Genomic DNA, 18,599 nt, shown 5'->3' on the forward strand with positions numbered 1-18,599 from the left:
CTTCACAATGAAGTCCGTCGGTCAAGCCGGCGGACTTTTCGCACGATCGTCCAAGACGATCCGCCCAGCTCGCCATATCGTCATTCGGGTAGAGCAGGGTAGGGGCAATCCAGGAATGGCCGGGCAGGCTCTTTTCGATCTGGAAACATGGCGGCAGTTGCTTGGGCTCGTGTCGATGTCCGCCGTTGTCATGGGCAGTCCGGGACCGGCGACGATCAGCGTCACCGCCGTTGGCGCTGCCTTTGGTCCGCGCGGTTCGCTCGGATACACTTGTGGGATCGTTCTTGGCACGATCGCCGTGCTGCTCGCCGTGGCCACCGGGCTCATGGCGATGCTCGTCTCGGTGCCGACGCTAACGCCGGTGCTGGCCGTCGCGTCCGCTGCCTATATTCTCTACCTCGCGTTCAAGATCGCGACGGCGCCGCCCTTGGCCGCCAATCCCGACCAAGCCGCGCGGCCAACATTCCTGGCCGGGTTTCTTTTGGCCATCGCCAATCCCAAGGCCTATGTTGCGATTGCCGCTGTGTTCGCCGGCGCCTCGTCGGCGTCCGGCGCTGGCGAACTCGGCGTCGGGTTCAAGCTGGCGGTTCTCGCCCTGATGATCGTCGCCATCCATGCCATCTGGCTTCTCGCGGGGGCAGCGTTTGCACGCCTCCTGCGCCAGCCGGTGGCATCGCGGATCATCAATCTCGTCTTTGCGGCAACGCTGGTCCTGACCACCGCGCTGGCGCTGTTTTCCTGAATTCGTGTCAGGCCTTGGCGGCGGCGCCCAATTCGCGCAGCCGCTTCACGGCCGATGGCGGCATGGCCGGTGGGTTTGGCGCGCGGGCTGCCTCGATCAGGAACTGGTCGCAGGCGGCTTCCGTGTCGCCGATCAGCCGCGCCATGAATTCGTCCTTGCTCAGGCCGGGAGGGATCGGCGGCAGGAAGCGCGCCTTGATGGTGCCGGGATAGCGCAGGAACTTCCTGCGCGGCCAATACAGGCCCGCGACATGGGCGACCGGCACCACCGGAACGCCGAGCTGGGTATAGATTTCGACAATGCCGTATTTGTAGGCGGGATCGTCGCCCGGCGCGCGCCTTGTGCCTTCCGGGTAGATGATGAGCTGGCGGGGATTGCGCGCCATTTCCGCCTTGGTCGCGGCGACAACCGCCTTCAGCGCCTTCGAACGGCTGCCCCGGTGGACCGGAATCATGCGCATCTTCATGATGTACCAGCCGAAGAACGGGATCCAGGTCAACTCCCGCTTGAGGATGTAGAGTGGGTCCTTGAGGAATGGGAAAAAGGCGATGGCGTCCCAGAAGGATTGATGCTTCGGAGCCAGGATGAAGGAGCCTTCGGGCAGGTTTTCCTGGCCGGTGATCTCGTTTTTCGTGCCGGCGACCTTGTCGTAGAGCCACATGCAGGTGCGCGACCAGAATTTCGGCACGAACCAGGCCCGGTCGCGAGGCGAGAGGAAATAATAGGGGGTCCATACGATCATCTGCACGATCAAATTGACGTAGAAGACGAAGTTGAACGCCAGCGAGCGGATGTAGAGCATGTGGGGGGCCCGGTGAAGAAGTGTGCGTTGGTTACACCAAGCGCGGGCAAAAAGGAAACGGTGCAATAAGCAGGAAACCGATCCGATGAGCAGCGAACGGGTTCCAGGCAGGAGCAGTCAGGGCAAACGCCCTCAGGACGGTTCATTCCGCCACATCGACTGCGCCAGTCTTTCCCTGATGCGTGGCGCGGCGAAGTCGAGGAATGCCCGCAGTTTCACCGGCAGCAGGCCCTGGCCGGCATGCACAAGGCTGACAGGCCATGGCTCTGGCTCGAATGCCTGCAACACGGGGCGGAGCGAGCCCGAGCGCACGGCCTCGGCAATCTGATAGGAAAGCACCCTGGTCATCCCGACACCGGCAATGGCGGCATCGATAGCCGCCTCCGCGGTGTTGACCCGAAGCCGTGAGCGGACGGGAACGGCGAATTCAGTCTTGCCACCGCCGAAGCTCCAGGTGGCCAATGCCCCTTCAAATGTGATGCAGCGGTGCGTTGCAAGGTCCTCGGGGGCTTTTGGCGTACCATGTTCGGTCAGATAGGCAGGGCTCGCGCAAACAACATGACGGATCGAGCCAATGCGGATGGCGACCATGTTGGAATCGCGGAGTTGGCCGATGCGGACAGCGAGATCGATATGTTCATCGATCAACTGCGTTATCCGGTCCGCCAGGGTCAGGCGGATGTCCACCTCGGGATAAGCAGCGAGGAAGGCGATGATGACTGGCAGCACATGCAGCCGGCCAAAGACGATCGGCGCGGTGATGATCAACTCGCCTGTCGGGGTGCTGTATTCGCCAGCGGCCGTGCGCTCGGCCTCACCGACATCATCGAGGATGCGGCGGCAGGCGGCAAGATAGGCGTGGCCCGCATCGGTCAGTGTCAGCCGCCGCGCCGAGCGGTTGAGCAGGCGCGTTTTCAGGCGCGCCTCGAGTTCGGAGATTTTTCGGCTGATCGTCGCCAGGGGAATACCCAGTCGACGGCCTGCCGCGGAGAGGCTGCCGGCTTCCGCCGCGGCGACGAAAAGGGACATGGATTCGAGGCGGTCCATCAGTCTTCCGAAAAATGGAAGGGTAGGTTGCAGGTATGCCATCTGCATCGGAAATGTGGAAGGCCTATATTTTGGAGGTGATTATAGCGGCCCGGTCTCGGAGGAAGCTTTCCATGAATGCCCATGCCTTCACCAGCGACGTCGCTTTCACACCGACCGTCAAGGCGATCCAGGTCCGCAAAGGCTCGCGCCAGTCTTACGCCCGTGTCGAAGAGCGTGGTGGCTGGCAAGCCTCGATCACGCCCGACCTCGCTGCCTTCATCGACGCGCAGACCAGCGTGTTCCTATCGACGGTCAATGGCGACGGCCAGCCCTATATCCAGCATCGCGGCGGGCCTCCCGGTTTTCTGAAGGTGCTCGACGAACACGCGATCGGGTTCGCGGATTTTTCCGGCAACAAGCAGTTCATCACCCAGGGCAATCTGCAGGATAACCCGAGGGCATTCCTGTTCCTGATCGACTACGCGCACCGGCAACGCATCAAGATCTGGGGCACGGCGCGTGTTGTCGAGGACGATGGCGAGTTGCTGGCGAAGCTGATGCCAAGGGATTACAGGGCGCGGCCCGAGCAGGTCATCCTGTTCACCGTTGCCGCGTGGGATGCCAATTGCCCGCAGCACATTCCGCAGCGTTTCGAAGCAGCCGATGTGGCAGCCGCGCTGGCCGAACGCGACAAGCGCATCGAACGTCTCGAGCAAGAGATAGCGCGCTTGAGGGAAGCCCAGGCGTGATGGCCAGGAAATGAATGGGCTTCAGCCGCCGGCGGAGGTGTCGGCTAATGCGATACCGTCCGGCGTCGGCTTCACCGGCACGATACCGCGCGCCAGCGCCAACAGGTATTTGTTGTATTCGGTGAACAGCACGCGCAACGCTTCAGGCTTGGTCAGCCAGCCGCCATTGTCGAGATTGGCATTGACCACCGGATAGGGTTCGAGCTTGGCGTTGTGCAGCAGCCGTCCCATCTCCAGCAGGCTGCGCGGCATGTGATAGTTGTTGGTGACGAGGATCACCGTGCCATAGGCGTGGCTCTCGACCCATTTGGCGCTTTCCTCGGCATTGCCGATTGTGTCGAGTGCGGCGCGGTCGATGTCGACGCAGCAGGAAAACAGCTTCTTGTCGCCGCCGATCGCGGCCTGAAGCTGGCGGCGGCTGGCGGAAGGATGCACGCCGCTGATCAAAAGCCGTTCGCCCTTGCCGGAGGCCAGAAGATCCATCGCGGCATCGAGGCGCGACTGGCCGCCGGTCAGGACGATGATGGCGTCGGCCTTCGCCGGATTGGCGGGCGTGGTGAGATGGCTGACCTTGTTTGCGAACCAGCCAAAGCCGCCGGCAAACAGCACGACAAAGGCAAGCAGCAGGAAAGAAAACACGCGCAACGCGGTGGCTAAACGACCGGACCTGCGGTGCGCATGGGAACGCGCAACCAGCACTGGCGTGCATCCAGCCGTATTGGTCGAATCCCGCGCGTCCATCATGCCATGGTTAATCCCGAAATATGGCCTTTGGTAGCGGAAAAGCGCACTTTACGTTACGGCGGTTCTTCATCCGTGATCGATCCTGACCTTTAGCCGGCGTCCGGTTGGCGAACATCAATATCGCTGAGATAGGCGACAACGGTGGCATGGGAGGTTGCCGCGGTCAGCACACCGATGACCAGCACCATGAGGACGACGCCGAAATAGCCCGCCGAACCGATGGCGAAATTGCCGAACAGGGCAGTCGCCTGGTCGGCCTGCGGTGTTGCCATGTTGCGCGACGACCACCACGAGAAGACGATGAAGACAGCCACCGCGGCTGCCCCGCCCGCCGCCGCGCCCTTCATGCCGGTGACCAGAAAGTGCCGGCGGAACTCGCGCGCGATGAAGCGCGCCTCGGCGCCGACGAAATGCAACACTTCGATGATGTGTCCGTTGCCGGCCATGGCGCCGCGCGTCGCGAACACCACGGTCAACACCGTCGCCGAAAGCATCAGCGCCAGCACGGCGATGCCGATGGTGACGGTGGTGCGGGCCATCGCGACCAGCCTGTCGACCCAGGTTCGGTGGTCGTCCAGCGATGCGCTGGGCAGCTTGGGCGTGATCGCCGCACGCATCGCGGCGAAATCGGGCGGGCTGTTCTCGTCGATGGTGACGATGATCAGACGCGGCACCGGCAGGTCGTCGATGTTGAGACCTGAGCCAAGCCATGGTTCCAGCAGCCGCGCCGTCGCCTCGCGGTCTATGATCTTGGTGCCCTTCACGCCGGGAAATTCGCCAGCGATTTGCGACGCCTGGACAAGGGCTGCTTCCATGTCGAGGCCGTCGACCGGCTTGATCTGGATCGTTGCCTCGCGTGAGATCTGGTTCTCCCAGACAGAAGCCGTGTCGCGCACCAGGGTCACGGCGCCAAAGGTCAGGCACGACAGGAAGGTCATGATGGCGATGACCAGCACCAGTGCCCGGCCGGCGATGTTCTGCGCCGGCACGATCGGCGCCATCTTGCGCTGGGCGCGCGGCCTTGCCACGGCCTCCTCGGCGTCGTGATCTTCAAGATGTTCCGCGGAAAGATCAGTCATAGATATCCAGCCTTCCGCCGGCCAGGATCAGGCGTCGTGCATCGACCTGTTCCATCAGGCCGAGATCGTGGGTGGCGATCACCACCGCCGTGCCCAGCCGGTTGAGTTCGATGAACAGCCGCAGCAGGCGTCGCGCCAGTGGCGGATCGACGTTGCCGGTCGGCTCGTCGGCTAGCAGGATTTCCGGCTGCTCGATCAGCGCCCGGGCGATCGCGGCGCGCTGCTTTTCACCGCCCGAGAGCACCGGCGGCAGCACGTGCATGCGCTCGCCGAGGCCAACCCATTTCAACAACTCGGTCACGTCGGTGCGGTAGCTCGCCTCCTCGCGCCCGCGCACACGCAGCGGGAGTGCCACATTTTCATATGTGGTCATGTGGTCAAGCAGGCGAAAGTCCTGGAATACCACGCCGATGCGCCGTCTCAGATGCGGCAGTTCGGTGCGCGAAATGCGCGAACGGTCCTTGCCGAAGATGGTGATCAGCCCGCGTGTCGGCTTCAATGACATGAACAACAGGCGCAGCAACGTCGTCTTGCCCGCGCCTGACGGTCCGCTCAGGAACTGGAAGGAGCGCTCCGGAATGTGCAGGGAAATGTCGCGGAGGATTTCCGGACCCATGCCATAGCGGAGGCCGACATTTTCGAAGCGGATCAATTTCGGCGACCTGAAACTTGCGGCGGCGGTTCGCCAGCCCATTCTGTGAAACGACCATCGGCCGGCATGGTTAACCGTTGGTTAATTGCTGGGCATTTTAGACTGATCACAGGAGCTCCGGTGGGGAAGCGTTAACCATTTGCGTTTACGCAAAAGAAACGAAAAGCGATACGTGCTGCAGTACTGGGGCCATGATGGCTGAGGATAGAACCGCGCGCCCGGTTTTCGGCGAAATCATGACCGACCCGGCAGCAAATCCAATGCCGGAGCGCATCATGCGTGGTTCGGTGGCTGACGTTGTCGATGCCGATTATGAGATCCTGCCGCGCTTCGGCTCCCGAACCGATGCGCCGTCGCCATTGCCGCGCGTCATTGCCACGCCGTCGATCGAGGGCATGGACATGCTGCGCAAGCCCGAAAACCCCGCGGAACGCCTGCCGGCATCACGTGGCGGGCCGATCTTCTGGATTGCCGGCGTTGGCGCGGCACTGGCTGCATTCTGGATCTCCGGCGGCCACGCGCTGGTGCGCCATGTGCCTTTCCTCGCCGCGCAGGACCAGGCCCGCGCACTCAGCATTTCAGGCGTGACGTCGCACGTCGACGCGTCGGGCGAAAAGCCCGTGCTGTTCGTTGACGGAGAGGCCGCCAATGACGGGAGCGCGTCGACACCGCTGCCGCCACTGGAGATCCGGGTTACCGGCAATGACGGGCTCACAACCCGATATACGTTGGGGACATCCAACCGTCCTCTGGCGGTCGGCGAAAGATTTGGCTTTGCCAGCCGGCTAGAGGTGCCTAGAAACGGCGTGAAGACCGTGTCGGTCACCTTCGCCGAATAGGGTGCATTGATATTCGGGTGATGCCGGCCTGCAAATGGCGGCTTCCCGCGCTTCCGGTGCCCGCGTACGAAAAGTACGCTCCGCTCCGGTTCTCGGAAGCCGACATTTTCGACTCGGCCTGACCCGAATCCCAACACACCCTGCGCGAGGGGGGATTATAGGCAATCATCCTGGAAAGGCAGCCAATGCCAGTTGTACGCGGCAAGGACATCGAAGTCCTGTTTTCGGCCTCCGCCATCGCGCGGCGCAATCTCGAACTCGCCAAGGAAATCGCCGGGCACGACTATCACGACCTGCTGGTGATTTCGGTGCTGAAGGGATCGTTCATCTTCGCCGCCGATCTCATCCGCGCCATGCATGATGTCGGCCTGTCCCCGGAGGTCGAGTTCATCTTCATCTCCAGCTATGGCGCCGGCACCAGCAGCGGCGAGGTGCGGGTATTGCGCGACATCGACAATGAGGTCGCCGGTCGCGATGTGCTGCTGATCGACGACATCCTCGAATCGGGCAAGACGTTGACGTTTGCCCGAGACCTGATGTTGTCGCGCGGCGCCAAGAGCTGCGCCATCGCCGTGCTGCTCGACAAGCGCATGCGCCGCCAGACGGAACTCAATGCCGATTATGTCGGCTTCGATTGCCCCGACTATTTCGTCGTCGGCTACGGCATGGATGTCGCCCACGCCTTCCGCGAACTGCCGTTCGTGGGCATCGTCAAGGGCGACGTTTAAGCTGTATTGATATTCAGGTGATGCCGGTCTGCAAATGGCGGCTTGCTGCGCTTCCGGTGCTCAGGTACCCGAAAGTACGCTCCGCTGCGGTTCTCGCAAGCCATCGTTTTCGACTCGGCCTGACCTGAATCTCAACACACCTTGGAGCGTGCCGCTGATTTCTTCCTGACTGTGTTTCCGGTTCAGGAAAAGTCAACTTTTCGCCGCCAAATATGCCGTCCATGGCAAAGCTCCTGATTGTTGAGGACGATGAGTCCGTCCGTACCCTCGCAGCCCGCGCGCTCGAACGCGCCGGGCACATGATCGACGTTGCCGCCGACGGGGGGCAGGGCCTGTCGATGATCCAGGCTGCGCTAGGAGGCTACGATCTCGTCGTTTCCGATATCCGCATGCCGGAAATGGATGGCATCGAGATGGCCATCGCCGCCGCCGCGCGGTTTCCAGCGATGAAGATCATGCTGATGACCGGTTATGCCGACCAGCGTGAGCGCGCCGAGGAACTTGACGGCATCATTCTCGATGTCGTGCAGAAACCCTTCACACTGGCCGAGATTCGCTCGCGGGTTGAACGGGCGCTTGTTTGCCTCGTCTGATTCCACCCTGCAGGGTCTGATCTTCCTCAGGCTGGATCGCAACTGACCGTGATCGAAGGCGCGGCCACAGGGCGTCGGCTGAGGTTCAGTGCCAGCATGCCAGCCCCGATGATCAAAGCCGCGCCCATCACTGTCGTCAATCGCGGCACCTCGGCGAAAAACAAGAAGCCCCACAACGGTGACCACAGGATACCGGTATACTCGAAGGTGGCGACGCGGTTGGCGGGTGCCAGCCGATAGGCCTGGGACAACAGGATCATGCCGGCCGAGGCAATGAAGCCACAGGATGCCATCTTCAGGAAATCCGATGTTGTCGGCCAAAGCCAGGGTCGCACCAGGAATTCGAGGCTTGGATGAACCGCATGGGTTATGCCGGCCAGATGAAATGCGCCGGCGACCACGGCCGCGCCAACTAGATAGGCGCCGTTCTGGTAGAACGCCATGACGGTTGATGATTCGGTATCGCCGATCTTGCGCGCCATCAGCTGTGAAAAGCCGTAGAGGGCGGCTGAGCCCAGCGACAGCAGCGCCGCCCAGTCGAACAGCCCGGCGCCCGGGCGCAGCATCACGAGAACGCCGACCAGTCCGAGCAGCACCGTGGCCAGTGTCTGCCAGGACACGCGTTCTCCCAGATAAGGCCCGGCCAGCGCCATGATGAAAAGCGGCGCCATGAAGTAGAGCGCCACCGCGTCGGCCAGGGGCAGGGCAGCGATCGCCAGATAGTAGATGGTGTAGGAGGCGAACTGCGTGAAGGCGCGCACCGTCAACATGGCAATGCGCTTCGAGGCGATTGCCCGCAGTCCAACGTCGGCGTGGACGAGAAAAATGAGGATCGGCAGCGCGACGACAGAGCGGATCGCCATAACCTCCGTCACCGGATAGGTGCTGGAAACGGCTTTCACCAATGGGTCCTGCAGCGAGAAGACCAGCACGCCAAGGCAGAGGCTCAGCATACCGAGCACCATCCGGTTCTGCATGGGCGTTTCTGGTCTCCGTGTGCGGCGTGGCCGATGTGGATGCGGTTAAAAAGAACCCGCCACCGTTTCGGGCAGCGGGCACGAGTGAGGACTCTTCAGATTGGTCCGCGTCCGATTTCGCGGCCGCATATCCAATGGGTAGCCTGACTATCGTCTGGCGTTTGACATGTTGCAAACGAATTGGAATGATGCCAGCAATCAAATTCTCTTATGATGAGCGCCATGAAACCCACCCTCGACAGCGACCTTCTGCGCACCTTCGTCGCGGTGGCGGACACCGGCAATTTCACCAAGGCGGCGGAACGGGCGGGCCGTACGCAGTCGGCCGTCTCGATGCAGATGAAGAAGCTCGAGGACATGGTAGGCAACAGCCTTTTCGAACGCGGCTCGCGCGGCGTGGCGCTGACGCGGCGCGGCGACGAACTCATCGGCAATGCCAGGCGTATCGTTTCCCTCCTCGACGAAACAGCAGCGTCGATGGCCGCGCCGCCGCTTGGCGGGCCGGTGCGCATCGGCATTCCGGAGGAATACGGCCACGCGATCCTGTCGCGCGCGCTTGGCGCCTTTGCCAAGCGCAATGCCAAGGTCGAAGTCACCGTCCGTTACGCGCATTCGGGCGCACAGATCGCGGCGCTGGCCGCCGATGAGCTCGACCTGGCCGTGGTCTTCGAATGGCAGGATCTTTCCGGCGGTGAGGTGCTGATGAACGACCCAACCGTGTGGGTGACCTCCAATCTGCACCAGATGCATGAGGAACGCCCGGTGCCGATCGCGCTCTACAACCGTGCCGGCTGGTGCCGGGACTTCGCCATAAAATCGCTGGAGCAGCGGGGCCTCGCCTATCGTGTCGCCTATACCAGCGATACCAATGGCGGCTTGCGGCTCGCCGTCACATCCGGGCTGGCGATCGCGCCGATCTCGCGCAGCAATATCCCGGCCGACTGCCGCGAACTGACGGCCGCCGACGGGTTCGGCGACATCGATTCCTCGAACGTGGTGCTGCGGCGCAATCCGAACGCTTCCGGCGAGGCGATCGACAGCATGGAAGAAGCGATCCGCGAGGCGTTCATCAACCGGTAGCCGGGATCGGCATTGAACTCGTCTCCTGTTGCCAAGGCTCCTGACACAAAGCTGTCAGCAGCAGTTCGATACAAGGCGGCATCCAACCGGAGGACAAACGAGATGATCACCTTCTATCACGCTCCATGGTCGCGCGCTTCCAGTGTTCACTGGCTGCTGGAGGAACTGGACGTGCCGTTTGAATTCTCGCCGGTCGATATCCGGGCCAGCGAAGGCGTTCCTGAAGCCTATCGGTCAATACAGCCGAACAAGAAGGTGCCGGCCATCGATCACGATGGCACGGTCGTCACCGAGCGGGCGGCGATCACCCTCTACCTCGCCGACACCTTCGCCGAGGCCGGTCTTGCGCCAGCGCAGGGTGACCGTGTACGTGCACGGTATCTGACATGGCTTGTCTATTGTGATTCCGTTCTGGATCCGGTGGTGGCGGCAAAGGCCCACGGTGTCGAGTTCATGGGGCCGCGTTATTCCTACGGCTCGTTCTCCGAAATGGTCGCCAATCTGGAGAAGGCGTTGTCATCCCAACCCTATATCGTCGGCGATCGCTTTACCGCCGCCGACACGCAAATCGGCAGCGGCATTCACTACGCGACCAATGTCTTGCGGGTGTTGCCGGAGAATCCTGTATTCGCGGCGTATCTCGATCGCCTCGCCGCTCGTCCGGCATTCCAGCGCTATTCGCACAGGGAATATGAGATGGCGCAGGCGGCTGGCATGGTCGGCAGCCACTGAGCTTCAGCGCGCCGAATCTCGTTCGCGTGACGACTCAATCCGTCATCCGAGCGATGCCGCATTCCGCTCGGATGACGACTATTTAAGCTCCAGCAAGCGCTCGAGATAGCTGCGCTCGATGTCGGGGCTCAATGCATTGCCAAGCCGCTTGCGGATAGCGTCCAGGATCTGGCGCGCGCGCTGCACGTCGATCTCGTCGGGCACCTTGACCGAGCTTCCGTCATCGGGCCCTTGCGTGGCGCGCGGCCGGCCGAGCGGGTCACGGTCGGCATTCTGCTGGCGGCCACCCGGCTCACTGCCACCCTGGTCGCCCTGCATGGCCTGCAGCTGCTTCATCATGTCCTTGGCGCCCTTGCGCAGCGCTTCTAGGGCCCGGCCCTGATCGCCAACAGCACGGTCGCCTTCGCCCTCGCCAAGCGCCTGCTTGGCGTCGCCCATGGATTTGCCGGCTTCGCCAAAGCCCGGGCTGGGCTCCATGCCCATGCCTTCGAGCCCCTTCTTAAGCTGGTCGAGGTCTTTCTGCAGCTGGCCCTGGCCTTCCTGCAACTGCTTCATCGCATCGGCGAATTCCTGCGGCGTCATTGGCTTTGGCCGGGCGAGCGGATCGCGATCGTCACCCGGGCCGGGCTTGCCCTGGTCGCCCGGCTGCGGCTGTCCGTCTTCGTCGGTCTGCTGGTCGCCGCGCCGCATCTGATCCATGCGGAAGGTATCGTTCATCATCTCCTGCTGGCGCCGCATGATATCGCCCAGCTTGTCCATCTGCTGCTTCATCTCGCTGTCCTGCTGGCCGCCGCCTTTCTGGTCGCGTCCGGCCTGGAGATTGTTCATCATGTCCTGCAATTGCGAGAGCAGCTGCTGCGCCTTGTCGCGATCGCCTGATTTCGCCAGGTTCTCGATCTGGTCCATCATGCGGTTGATATCGCTCTGACGCAGCTCCTGACCATTCTGCTGGATCTGCGGCGCGTTCGGGTTCTGCTTGGCGCGCTCCGCGAATTCCTGCAGGAACTGGTTCATCGCCTCGCGCAGTTCCTTCATCGCCTTTTCGATGTCCTGGTCGCTGGCGCCGTTCTTGATGGCGTCCTGCAGCGCCTGCTGTGCCTGACGCAACCGCTTCTCGGCGGCCGAGAGATTGCCCTCCTCGATGCCAAGGGCGATTTCCCAGAGATAGGCTACCTCGTTGCGCAACTGATCGTCATTCTCAGCCAGCTTAAGCCGGCTGCGGGCGCTCATGATCGCAAGGTAGTGCGACATGTTGCTGAACGTGTCCTCCGGCCTGAGCGTGATCGCGTCCATCAGGTCGAGCACGCGGCCCTTGGCGTTGGCATCGAGGGCCAGCATGCGGCGCTGCTCGATCACCGCCCGCGCCAGCGGATTGGAGAACGGCCGCTCCGGCATGACCAGCGTCTTGGTTTCGCTTGTCGCCTTATGGCCAGCATCGTCAGTCGCCGTCAGCGTAAGCTTGATGCTGGCGCCGGCCCAGACGTGCTCGGTCAGGTCCTTCGTCGTCTTGGCGGCGTTCGTCTTGCCGCCGCGCCGTGGTAGTGCCAGCGGCATCTCGGGGGCGCCATAGAGCGGATGCGCATTCGGCGCCTGCGGATCGGCCAGCGCGAAAACGGCATTGGCCGAGGCCGCGCCGTAATCATCGTCGATCTGGTAGTTCAGTTCGAAAGTGCCGTTGGCGGCGCGCTTCGGCTCACCCACGAAGCGGATTTGCGGCGGCTTGTCGGGAATTACCGCGAAAGCCCAGCGGCCAATCTGGTCCTGGCCCGATTTCAGCGTCAGCGTGCCGTCATTGGTCAGCTTGCCGCTGAATTGCCGCACCGTCGAGGGCGTTGCCGCCGCCGGCTTGGCCCCAGCGGCAGCCTGGGCGCTTGCTGGGTCGATGGCGTGGGCGCTGCCGTTCTTGTCGGCATAGGCAAGCGTTTCCTCGCCCGAACCGCCTGTGACGCGCAGCGACACGTCGCTGCCTTCCGGAACGCTGAAGGTGGGGGTCGCCTGGTTGGCGTCGGCGGTGAGAAAGATCGGTGGCTTGCCGGTATAGGCCGGCGGCGTCACCCAGGCGTCGATCCGCGGCGGCACCACATCGCGCACGCCATGCTCGCTGAAGCCATCGGCGATCTTGCCGCCAGTCGGACCGAAGGAAAAGGCAAAAGCAGTCACGAGCAAAAGTGCGGCAACGGCGCGCAAGCCCCATGGGTCGCGCTCGGGCACGCGCGTGCGCGGCATGTCGGCGCCGAGGCTGCCGAGCTGGGCGGCCATGCGCCTCTGGTGTTCGCGCCAGAGCGCCTGCGAAAAGCTGGTTTCGCTGCCGCTCGGCCGGTCAGTCTGCACCAGCACCGGGCTGTGCCGCAAATCATTGGCGGCCTCGATGCGGCGATCGACCTCGGCGGCGGCGGGCATGCGGAAGAAGCGCAGCGGATAGAGCGCCGCAACGGCGGCGATGCCGAAGGCGGCGACAAGGCCGATGCGCGCCACGTCCGGCAGCCGGTGGAAGATGCCGAGCCACGAAGCGCTGAGGAACAGGCTGGCGAGGATGACGAGCGGAAGCAGCAATGGCCAGCCGCGCTCGAACACCATCGCGGCGCGAGTCGCCAGCCGGCTCAGGGCAAGGCGTACGGCCAGGCGTTTGTCGCTGCTCAGGGTGGGTCGTTCTGCCATCGGCCCTTTCGGGAGCCTGTTCCATCCCGAGAAACCCGGGATGGGGCTCCATCTCTTTCAGGCATGATCTGTTCCGAAAACCGGATTCCACTTTTCGGGATCATGCCGTGGGGCGGGCAGGATAGCCCGCGCCTCACGACTCGAAGAATACCAGCAAACACGGCAAAGGCGAGGCAGTTCGAAAAAACGCCAGGTCTACGCGAGGCGTTGCAATCAGAACGTGGCGGGGTTTGCGTTGGCGCCGCAGACCAGCACGGCGATACGTTCGCCGGGTTCCGGTGCGTAACGGCCGGACAGGATCGCCGCGAAAGCGGCCGCGCCGCCCGGCTCGGAGATGATCCGCACCCTGTTCCACAGGGCCTTCTGCGCCGCGATGATGTCGTCGTCGCTGACCAGTATGGAGCGCTCGACAAAGGCCTCGGCGATCGGGAACATCATCTCGCCGACGCGCTTTGGCGCCAGCGAATCGGCGGCGATCCCTTCTGCTGGCGCGTCGACGGGATGGCCCGCCTCGAAGGCGCGATGAAGTGTCGGTGCGCCCTCGGGCTCGACGGCGACAATGCGGATGCGGCCGGCGAACCAGGCGGCGATGCCGCCGATCAGGCCGCCACCGCCGACGGCGACCAGAAGCGTGTCGATATCCGCCAAGTCGGCTTCGATCTCAAGGCCGAGCGTGCCTTGCCCGACCAGCGTCTCCTCCTGGTTGAAGGCATGGATCTGCAGGGCGCCGGATTTCTCGGCGAAAGCCTCGCTGGCGGCGAGCGCCTCGGCATAGCGGGCGCCGCCCACGACCAGCTCGGCGCCATAGCTGCGAATCCGGTCCAGCTTGGCCGGCGGGCTCACTTCGGGAACGAAGATCGTCGCCTTGTGGCCGAGCCGCATGGCCGCATAGGCGACCGCCGCGCCATGGTTGCCACCCGATGCCGCGACGACGCCAGCCTTGGGGACCGGCCGTTCGAGAAGGTTGGTGAAGGCGCCGCGCGCCTTGAACGAGCCGGAATGCTGCAGACACTCAAGCTTCAGGTCGACAGCCAACTGCGGCCGGTCGAAATCCGCCATGTCGACGCGCAGCACCGGCGTATGTCTGATATAGGGGCGAATGCGCGGTTCCATCGCGGCAATGCGTTCGCGTGTGATCGTGTTGCTGGCCGCCATGGTTTGCTCCCTTTAGCCGACAAATCCGATGCCGCGCGCGCCTATTCCAGCCAAGCGGGCACTGAATCCAATCCGATCAGCTCGTCATAGGTCTGGCGCGGGCGCACGACGTGGAAGCGGTCGCCGTCGACCAGCACTTCCGGCACCAGCAAGCGCGTGTTGTAGGTGCCAGCCTGCACCGCACCGTAGGCGCCGGCGGTGGACACGGCAATCAGGTCGCCGGACTTCAGCCTGGGCAGGTCGCGGTCGAGGCCAAGATAATCGCCGGTTTCGCAGACCGGGCCGACGACATCGACCATCATGCGCGGCGTGTCGGCCGGCGGCTGCACCACCGGCTTGATGTCGTGGAAAGCGTCATAGAGCGTCGGCCGTATCAGGTCGTTCATGGCGGCGTCGACGACCAGGAAATTCTTGGCGTCGCCTTCCTTCACGAAGATCACCTCGGAGACGAGGATGCCGGCATTGCCGACGATCAGCCGGCCTGGCTCGAACATCACCCTCAGTCCGAGCTTTGTGACATGCTTCCTGACGATCTGCGCGTAGGCGTCGGGCAGGGGAGGCGGATTGTTGTCCGTGCGGTAGGGAATGCCAAGGCCGCCGCCGAGGTCGACGTGCTCGATGGCGTGGCCGTCGGCTCGCAACGCGCCGACCAATTCCACCAGCAGGGCGAAGGCGTCGTCGAAGGGCTGCAACTCGGTGATCTGGCTGCCGATATGGGTGTCGATGCCGGTGACCTTGATGCCCGGAAGCTCAGCCGCGCGGGCATAGACCTGCCGCGCCTTCTGCCAGGGAATGCCGAACTTGTTCTCGGCCTTGCCGGTGGAGATCTTCTTGTGGGTCTTCGCATCGACATCCGGATTGATGCGCAGCGAGATCGGCGCCACCTTCCCCAACGCCGTGGCGCGGGCCGACAGCAGTTCGAGTTCGGGTTCCGACTCGACATTGAAGCAGAGGATACCGGCGCTGAGAGCAAAATCCATTTCACGCGCGGTCTTGCCGACGCCCGAAAACAGGATCTTGCTGGCAGGAATGCCGGCGGCCATCGCGCGGCGCAATTCGCCTTCCGACACCACGTCGGCGCCGGCGCCGAGGTTTGCCAGCGTCTTCAGCACTGCCTGGTTGGAATTGGCCTTCATGGCGTAGCAGACCAGCGCGTCGAGCCCGGCAAAGGCCTGGGCAAACACCCGATAGTGCCGGGTCAGGGTCGCCGTCGAATAACAATAGAACGGCGTGCCAACCCGTTCGGCGATATCGGGGATGGCCACGTCCTCGGCATGCAGCACGCCGTCGCGGTAGTCGAAGTGGTTCACGAGAATGATTCCGGAAATCTAGATCAACGGGTCGAGAATGAACTTCTTGTCTTCGACCGGTTTTGTCGGCTCCGGCGGTACGGGCTGCTTGGCTCTCTCGGCATCCTTGCGGGCCTGCACGGCTGCCTCATAGGGCGTGTCGAGCGCGCCCTTCCTGCCGCAGGCCGTCACGGCGGCCATCGCTGCCAGAAGCGTCAGCGTCATCAAAATTCTGCTTCCGGTCATCGATCCATCCGTCCGAAACTATTGTCCGCCGCCGCTTTTAGCCGAGTTTTCGGCGTATTGCACCCTAGCTCAAGCCTTCGCCAGCCGCTTTTTCCAATAGCGTATCTGCCTGCGCACTTCCGATGGCGCGGTGCCGCCGAAGCTTGTCCGGCTCTTCACCGAATTCTGCACCGCAAGCACCGAGAATATGTCCGAGGTGATGCCGGGATGAATGGATTGCAAATCCTCGAGCGACAGCTTGTCCAGCGCCACCTTCTTCTCCTCGGCCAGCGCCACCGCGCGGCCGGTGACATGGTGCGCCTCGCGGAACGGCAAGCCGAGCGTTCGCACCAGCCAGTCGGCAAGGTCGGTCGCCGTCGAATAGCCGGAGCCGGCAGCCTTCTTCATCGCTGTTGCGTTCACCGTCATGTCGGAGACCATGCCGGTCATCGCCGCCAGCATCAGGTCGAGCGTCTCGGCGGCGTCGAACACCGATTCCTTGTCCTCCTGCATGTCCTTGCCATACGTCAGGGGCATGCCCTTCATCACGGTCAGCAGGCCGACCAGATGGCCGTTGACGCGACCGGTCTTGCCACGCACCAGTTCGGCGGCATCCGGGTTCTTCTTCTGCGGCATGATCGACGAGCCGGTGGAGAAGCTATCCGACAGCCTGATGAAGCCGAATTGCGGCGTCGACCAGATGATGATCTCCTCGGCCAGCCGCGACAGATGCGTCGCGCAGATCGCCGCCATGGCAAGGAATTCGAGCGCGAAATCGCGGTCCGAAACCCCGTCCAGGGAATTGCGCATCGGTTCGCGGAAGCCGAGCGCTTTCGCGGTTGCGTGCCGGTCGATGGGGAAGCTGGTGCCGGCAAGGGCCGCCGAACCCAGCGGGCTTTCGTCCATGCGTTCGATGGCGTCGCGGACGCGCGACAGGTCGCGGCCGAACATCTCGACATAGGCCATGCAGTGATGGCCGAAGGTCACCGGCTGCGCCGTTTGCATATGGGTGAAGCCGGGCATGACGGTTGCCGCGTGCTCTTCGGCGCGTTCCAGGAATGCCGCGATCAGGCCTTTCAGCGCCTCGGCGACGCGAAAGCACTCGTCCTTGACCCAGAGCCTGAGGTCGACGGCGACCTGGTCGTTGCGTGAGCGGGCGGTGTGCAGCCGTCCCGCCGCCGGGCCGATCAGCTCGGCGAGGCGGGCCTCGACATTCATGTGGATGTCTTCCAGCCGGGTCGAGAACTCGAACGTGCCGGCTTCGATCTCTTTCAGGATCGTGTTCAGCCCGTGAGCGATCTTTTCTTGATCGGCCGCCAAAATAATGCCCGCTTGCGCCAGCATCTCGCTATGGGCGATCGAGCCGCGAATGTCCTGTGCATAGAGTTTGCGGTCGAACGAGATCGACGCGTTGATGGCTTCCATGATCGCGGCCGGGCCCGAGGCAAAACGTCCGCCCCACATCTGGTTGCTGGCCTTCTTGTCGTTCATCGCTATAAAACCTGTGTCCCGGAGCAATTTCAGAAATGGCAGACCGCAATAGACTTTTCCCGGCCCCGCGCCTCATCCTTGCCGCTTTGGTGGCGGGCGTGCTTGCCGGCGCGGTCGCGGTATATGTCAGGGAGAGCGGTTCTGGCAACAACGCGCCAGCACAGCAGGCCGCTGTCGGCGACAGCAAGGACGATGTCGCCTGCGCCGCCAAGAGCGAACGCGCCAAGAAGGTCGCTGCCTCCGCCACCGGACAGGTCGCCGCACTTTTGCCGGCCGACCCGCCGCAATCGCTGAGAAGCCTCGCCTTCAATGGCCCCGATGGCAAGCCGATGACGATCGCCGACCATGCCGGCAAGACGGTGCTGCTCAATCTGTGGGCGACCTGGTGCGCGCCGTGCCGTGCCGAGATGCCGGCGCTCGATGCGCTGCAGAAGGAAAAGGGCAGCAACGCGTTCGAAGTCGTCGCCGTCAATGTCGATGCCGGCGACGATGTGAAGCCGAAAAAGTTCCTCAAGGACACCGGCGTCGAGTCGCTCGGCTACTACCGCGATTCGACGATGGCGCTGTTCAACGATCTCAAGACGCGCGGCCTGGCGCTTGGCTTGCCTGTGACCATGCTGGTCGATGGCGAGGGCTGCCTGATCGCCCATATGAACGGCCCGGCCGAGTGGTCGGGGCCAGACGCCAACAGACTGGTGGAAGCGGCGCTCGCTCCATCAGGCTGAGCGCAAGGCGGCTGCTGGCTCCAGCATCAGGATGCTTCCGCCGCGCTGCCTGGCATCTTCGTCCTGGATCACCGGTGTCGTCACGCCGGTCAGCTCGCCGAACGTTTCAATCGGGCTCGGCCGGCTAAGATAGTAGCCTTGCCCGATCACGCAGGCCTCGGCATCGAGGAATTTCAGTTCGCCCAGCGTTTCGACGCCTTCCGCCAGGACAGGCAGGCCGAGGCCGCGCCCCAGGCTCAGCACGGCGCGTACGATGGCCGCGACCTGGCCGTTGCTGTCAACCGACTTGGTGAAGGATCCGTCAATCTTG

The 18,599-nt window shown here is 63.3% G+C and carries 19 protein-coding genes and 1 pseudogene; 8 read left to right on the top strand and 12 right to left on the bottom strand.

What is annotated here, in order from left to right:
- Positions 1–115 precede the first annotated feature (115 nt).
- The gene (locus LGH82_RS23825) at positions 116–742 is read left to right on the top strand and encodes a LysE family translocator (RefSeq protein WP_227345095.1); all 627 of its coding nucleotides are present in this window, start codon (positions 116–118) and stop codon (positions 740–742) included.
- 7 nt (positions 743–749) lie between these two features.
- Here the strand turns inward: LGH82_RS23825 and LGH82_RS23830 are convergent, their stop codons facing one another.
- Together LGH82_RS23830 and LGH82_RS23835 are read right to left on the bottom strand one after the other, a co-directional pair.
- A complete protein-coding gene (locus LGH82_RS23830; RefSeq protein WP_227345096.1) occupies positions 750–1,544 on the bottom strand; it encodes a lysophospholipid acyltransferase family protein in 795 nt (264 codons plus the stop codon).
- A 132-nt stretch (positions 1,545–1,676) separates the two neighbouring features.
- Complete coding sequence (locus LGH82_RS23835; protein ID WP_227345097.1) at positions 1,677–2,591, bottom strand: LysR family transcriptional regulator; 915 nt, start codon at positions 2,589–2,591, stop codon at positions 1,677–1,679.
- 113 nt (positions 2,592–2,704) lie between these two features.
- Between LGH82_RS23835 and LGH82_RS23840 the strand changes: the two genes are divergently transcribed.
- On the top strand, positions 2,705–3,322 hold the full coding sequence (locus LGH82_RS23840; RefSeq protein WP_227345098.1) for a pyridoxamine 5'-phosphate oxidase family protein: 618 nt from the start codon (positions 2,705–2,707) through the stop codon (positions 3,320–3,322).
- A 21-nt stretch (positions 3,323–3,343) separates the two neighbouring features.
- On the opposite strand, the gene LGH82_RS23845 is transcribed toward LGH82_RS23840, so the two are convergent.
- The 3 genes from LGH82_RS23845 to ftsE form a co-directional block, all read right to left on the bottom strand.
- Positions 3,344–4,066 (bottom strand): YdcF family protein, encoded by a 723-nt coding sequence (locus tag LGH82_RS23845; RefSeq protein WP_227345099.1) that lies wholly within the window; start codon positions 4,064–4,066, stop codon positions 3,344–3,346.
- An 89-nt stretch (positions 4,067–4,155) separates the two neighbouring features.
- Positions 4,156–5,145, bottom strand: coding sequence for a cell division protein FtsX (locus LGH82_RS23850; protein ID WP_227345100.1), 990 nt, complete (start codon positions 5,143–5,145; stop codon positions 4,156–4,158).
- Complete coding sequence (gene ftsE / locus LGH82_RS23855; protein WP_195178105.1) at positions 5,138–5,797, bottom strand: cell division ATP-binding protein FtsE; 660 nt, start codon at positions 5,795–5,797, stop codon at positions 5,138–5,140. Before ftsE ends, LGH82_RS23850 begins: the two co-directional genes overlap by 8 nt.
- 191 nt (positions 5,798–5,988) lie before the next feature.
- Between ftsE and LGH82_RS23860 the strand changes: the two genes are divergently transcribed.
- The 3 genes from LGH82_RS23860 (at position 5,989) to LGH82_RS23870 (ending at position 7,957) form a co-directional block, all read left to right on the top strand.
- Positions 5,989–6,636, top strand: a complete 648-nt coding sequence (locus tag LGH82_RS23860; protein ID WP_227345101.1) for a hypothetical protein — start codon at positions 5,989–5,991, stop codon at positions 6,634–6,636.
- Positions 6,637–6,821: 185 nt separating this feature from the next.
- Positions 6,822–7,364: a hypoxanthine phosphoribosyltransferase gene (gene hpt, locus LGH82_RS23865; protein ID WP_227345102.1), complete on the top strand. Its 543-nt coding sequence runs from the start codon at positions 6,822–6,824 to the stop codon at positions 7,362–7,364.
- Between the two features lie 221 nt (positions 7,365–7,585).
- Positions 7,586–7,957: a response regulator gene (locus LGH82_RS23870; RefSeq protein WP_227345103.1), complete on the top strand. Its 372-nt coding sequence runs from the start codon at positions 7,586–7,588 to the stop codon at positions 7,955–7,957.
- Between the two features lie 26 nt (positions 7,958–7,983).
- On the opposite strand, the gene LGH82_RS23875 is transcribed toward LGH82_RS23870, so the two are convergent.
- Positions 7,984–8,934 carry a DMT family transporter gene (locus LGH82_RS23875; protein ID WP_227345104.1) on the bottom strand — a complete coding sequence of 317 codons (951 nt, stop codon included), beginning with the start codon at positions 8,932–8,934 and terminating at the stop codon, positions 7,984–7,986.
- Between the two features lie 222 nt (positions 8,935–9,156).
- On the opposite strand from LGH82_RS23875, the gene LGH82_RS23880 reads away from it, so the two are divergent.
- Both LGH82_RS23880 and LGH82_RS23885 read left to right on the top strand, forming a co-directional pair.
- Positions 9,157–10,014 carry a LysR family transcriptional regulator gene (locus LGH82_RS23880; RefSeq protein ID WP_227345105.1) on the top strand — a complete coding sequence of 286 codons (858 nt, stop codon included), beginning with the start codon at positions 9,157–9,159 and terminating at the stop codon, positions 10,012–10,014.
- Between the two features lie 102 nt (positions 10,015–10,116).
- Positions 10,117–10,746, top strand: coding sequence for a glutathione S-transferase family protein (locus tag LGH82_RS23885; protein WP_227345106.1), 630 nt, complete (start codon positions 10,117–10,119; stop codon positions 10,744–10,746).
- Between the two features lie 78 nt (positions 10,747–10,824).
- On the opposite strand, the gene LGH82_RS23890 is transcribed toward LGH82_RS23885, so the two are convergent.
- The 5 genes from LGH82_RS23890 to argH all read right to left on the bottom strand — a co-directional run bounded on the left by LGH82_RS23890 (position 10,825) and on the right by argH (position 17,564).
- On the bottom strand, positions 10,825–13,404 hold the full coding sequence (locus LGH82_RS23890) for a TIGR02302 family protein (protein WP_227345107.1): 2,580 nt from the start codon (positions 13,402–13,404) through the stop codon (positions 10,825–10,827).
- A 213-nt stretch (positions 13,405–13,617) separates the two neighbouring features.
- Positions 13,618–14,559: a threonine/serine dehydratase gene (locus tag LGH82_RS23895; protein ID WP_227345108.1), complete on the bottom strand. Its 942-nt coding sequence runs from the start codon at positions 14,557–14,559 to the stop codon at positions 13,618–13,620.
- 41 nt (positions 14,560–14,600) lie between these two features.
- Complete coding sequence (gene lysA, locus LGH82_RS23900; protein ID WP_227345109.1) at positions 14,601–15,869, bottom strand: diaminopimelate decarboxylase; 1,269 nt, start codon at positions 15,867–15,869, stop codon at positions 14,601–14,603.
- Positions 15,870–15,887: 18 nt separating this feature from the next.
- Positions 15,888–16,094, bottom strand: coding sequence for an LPS translocon maturation chaperone LptM (gene lptM / locus LGH82_RS23905; protein ID WP_227345110.1), 207 nt, complete (start codon positions 16,092–16,094; stop codon positions 15,888–15,890).
- A gap of 69 nt (positions 16,095–16,163) precedes the next feature.
- Positions 16,164–17,564 carry an argininosuccinate lyase gene (gene argH / locus LGH82_RS23910; protein ID WP_227345111.1) on the bottom strand — a complete coding sequence of 467 codons (1,401 nt, stop codon included), beginning with the start codon at positions 17,562–17,564 and terminating at the stop codon, positions 16,164–16,166.
- Between the two features lie 35 nt (positions 17,565–17,599).
- Between argH and tlpA the strand changes: the two genes are divergently transcribed.
- The gene (gene tlpA, locus LGH82_RS23915; protein ID WP_227345112.1) at positions 17,600–18,289 is read left to right on the top strand and encodes a thiol:disulfide interchange protein TlpA; all 690 of its coding nucleotides are present in this window, start codon (positions 17,600–17,602) and stop codon (positions 18,287–18,289) included.
- On the opposite strand, the pseudogene LGH82_RS23920 reads toward tlpA, so the two are convergent.
- Positions 18,281–18,598, bottom strand: a pseudogene (locus LGH82_RS23920) (EAL domain-containing protein); the annotation flags it as partial. The gene tlpA and the pseudogene LGH82_RS23920 overlap by 9 nt on opposite strands.
- Between the last annotated feature and the right edge of the window lies 1 nt (position 18,599).

This window comes from Mesorhizobium sp. PAMC28654 (assembly GCF_020616515.1).
Lineage (GTDB): Bacteria > Pseudomonadota > Alphaproteobacteria > Rhizobiales > Rhizobiaceae > Mesorhizobium.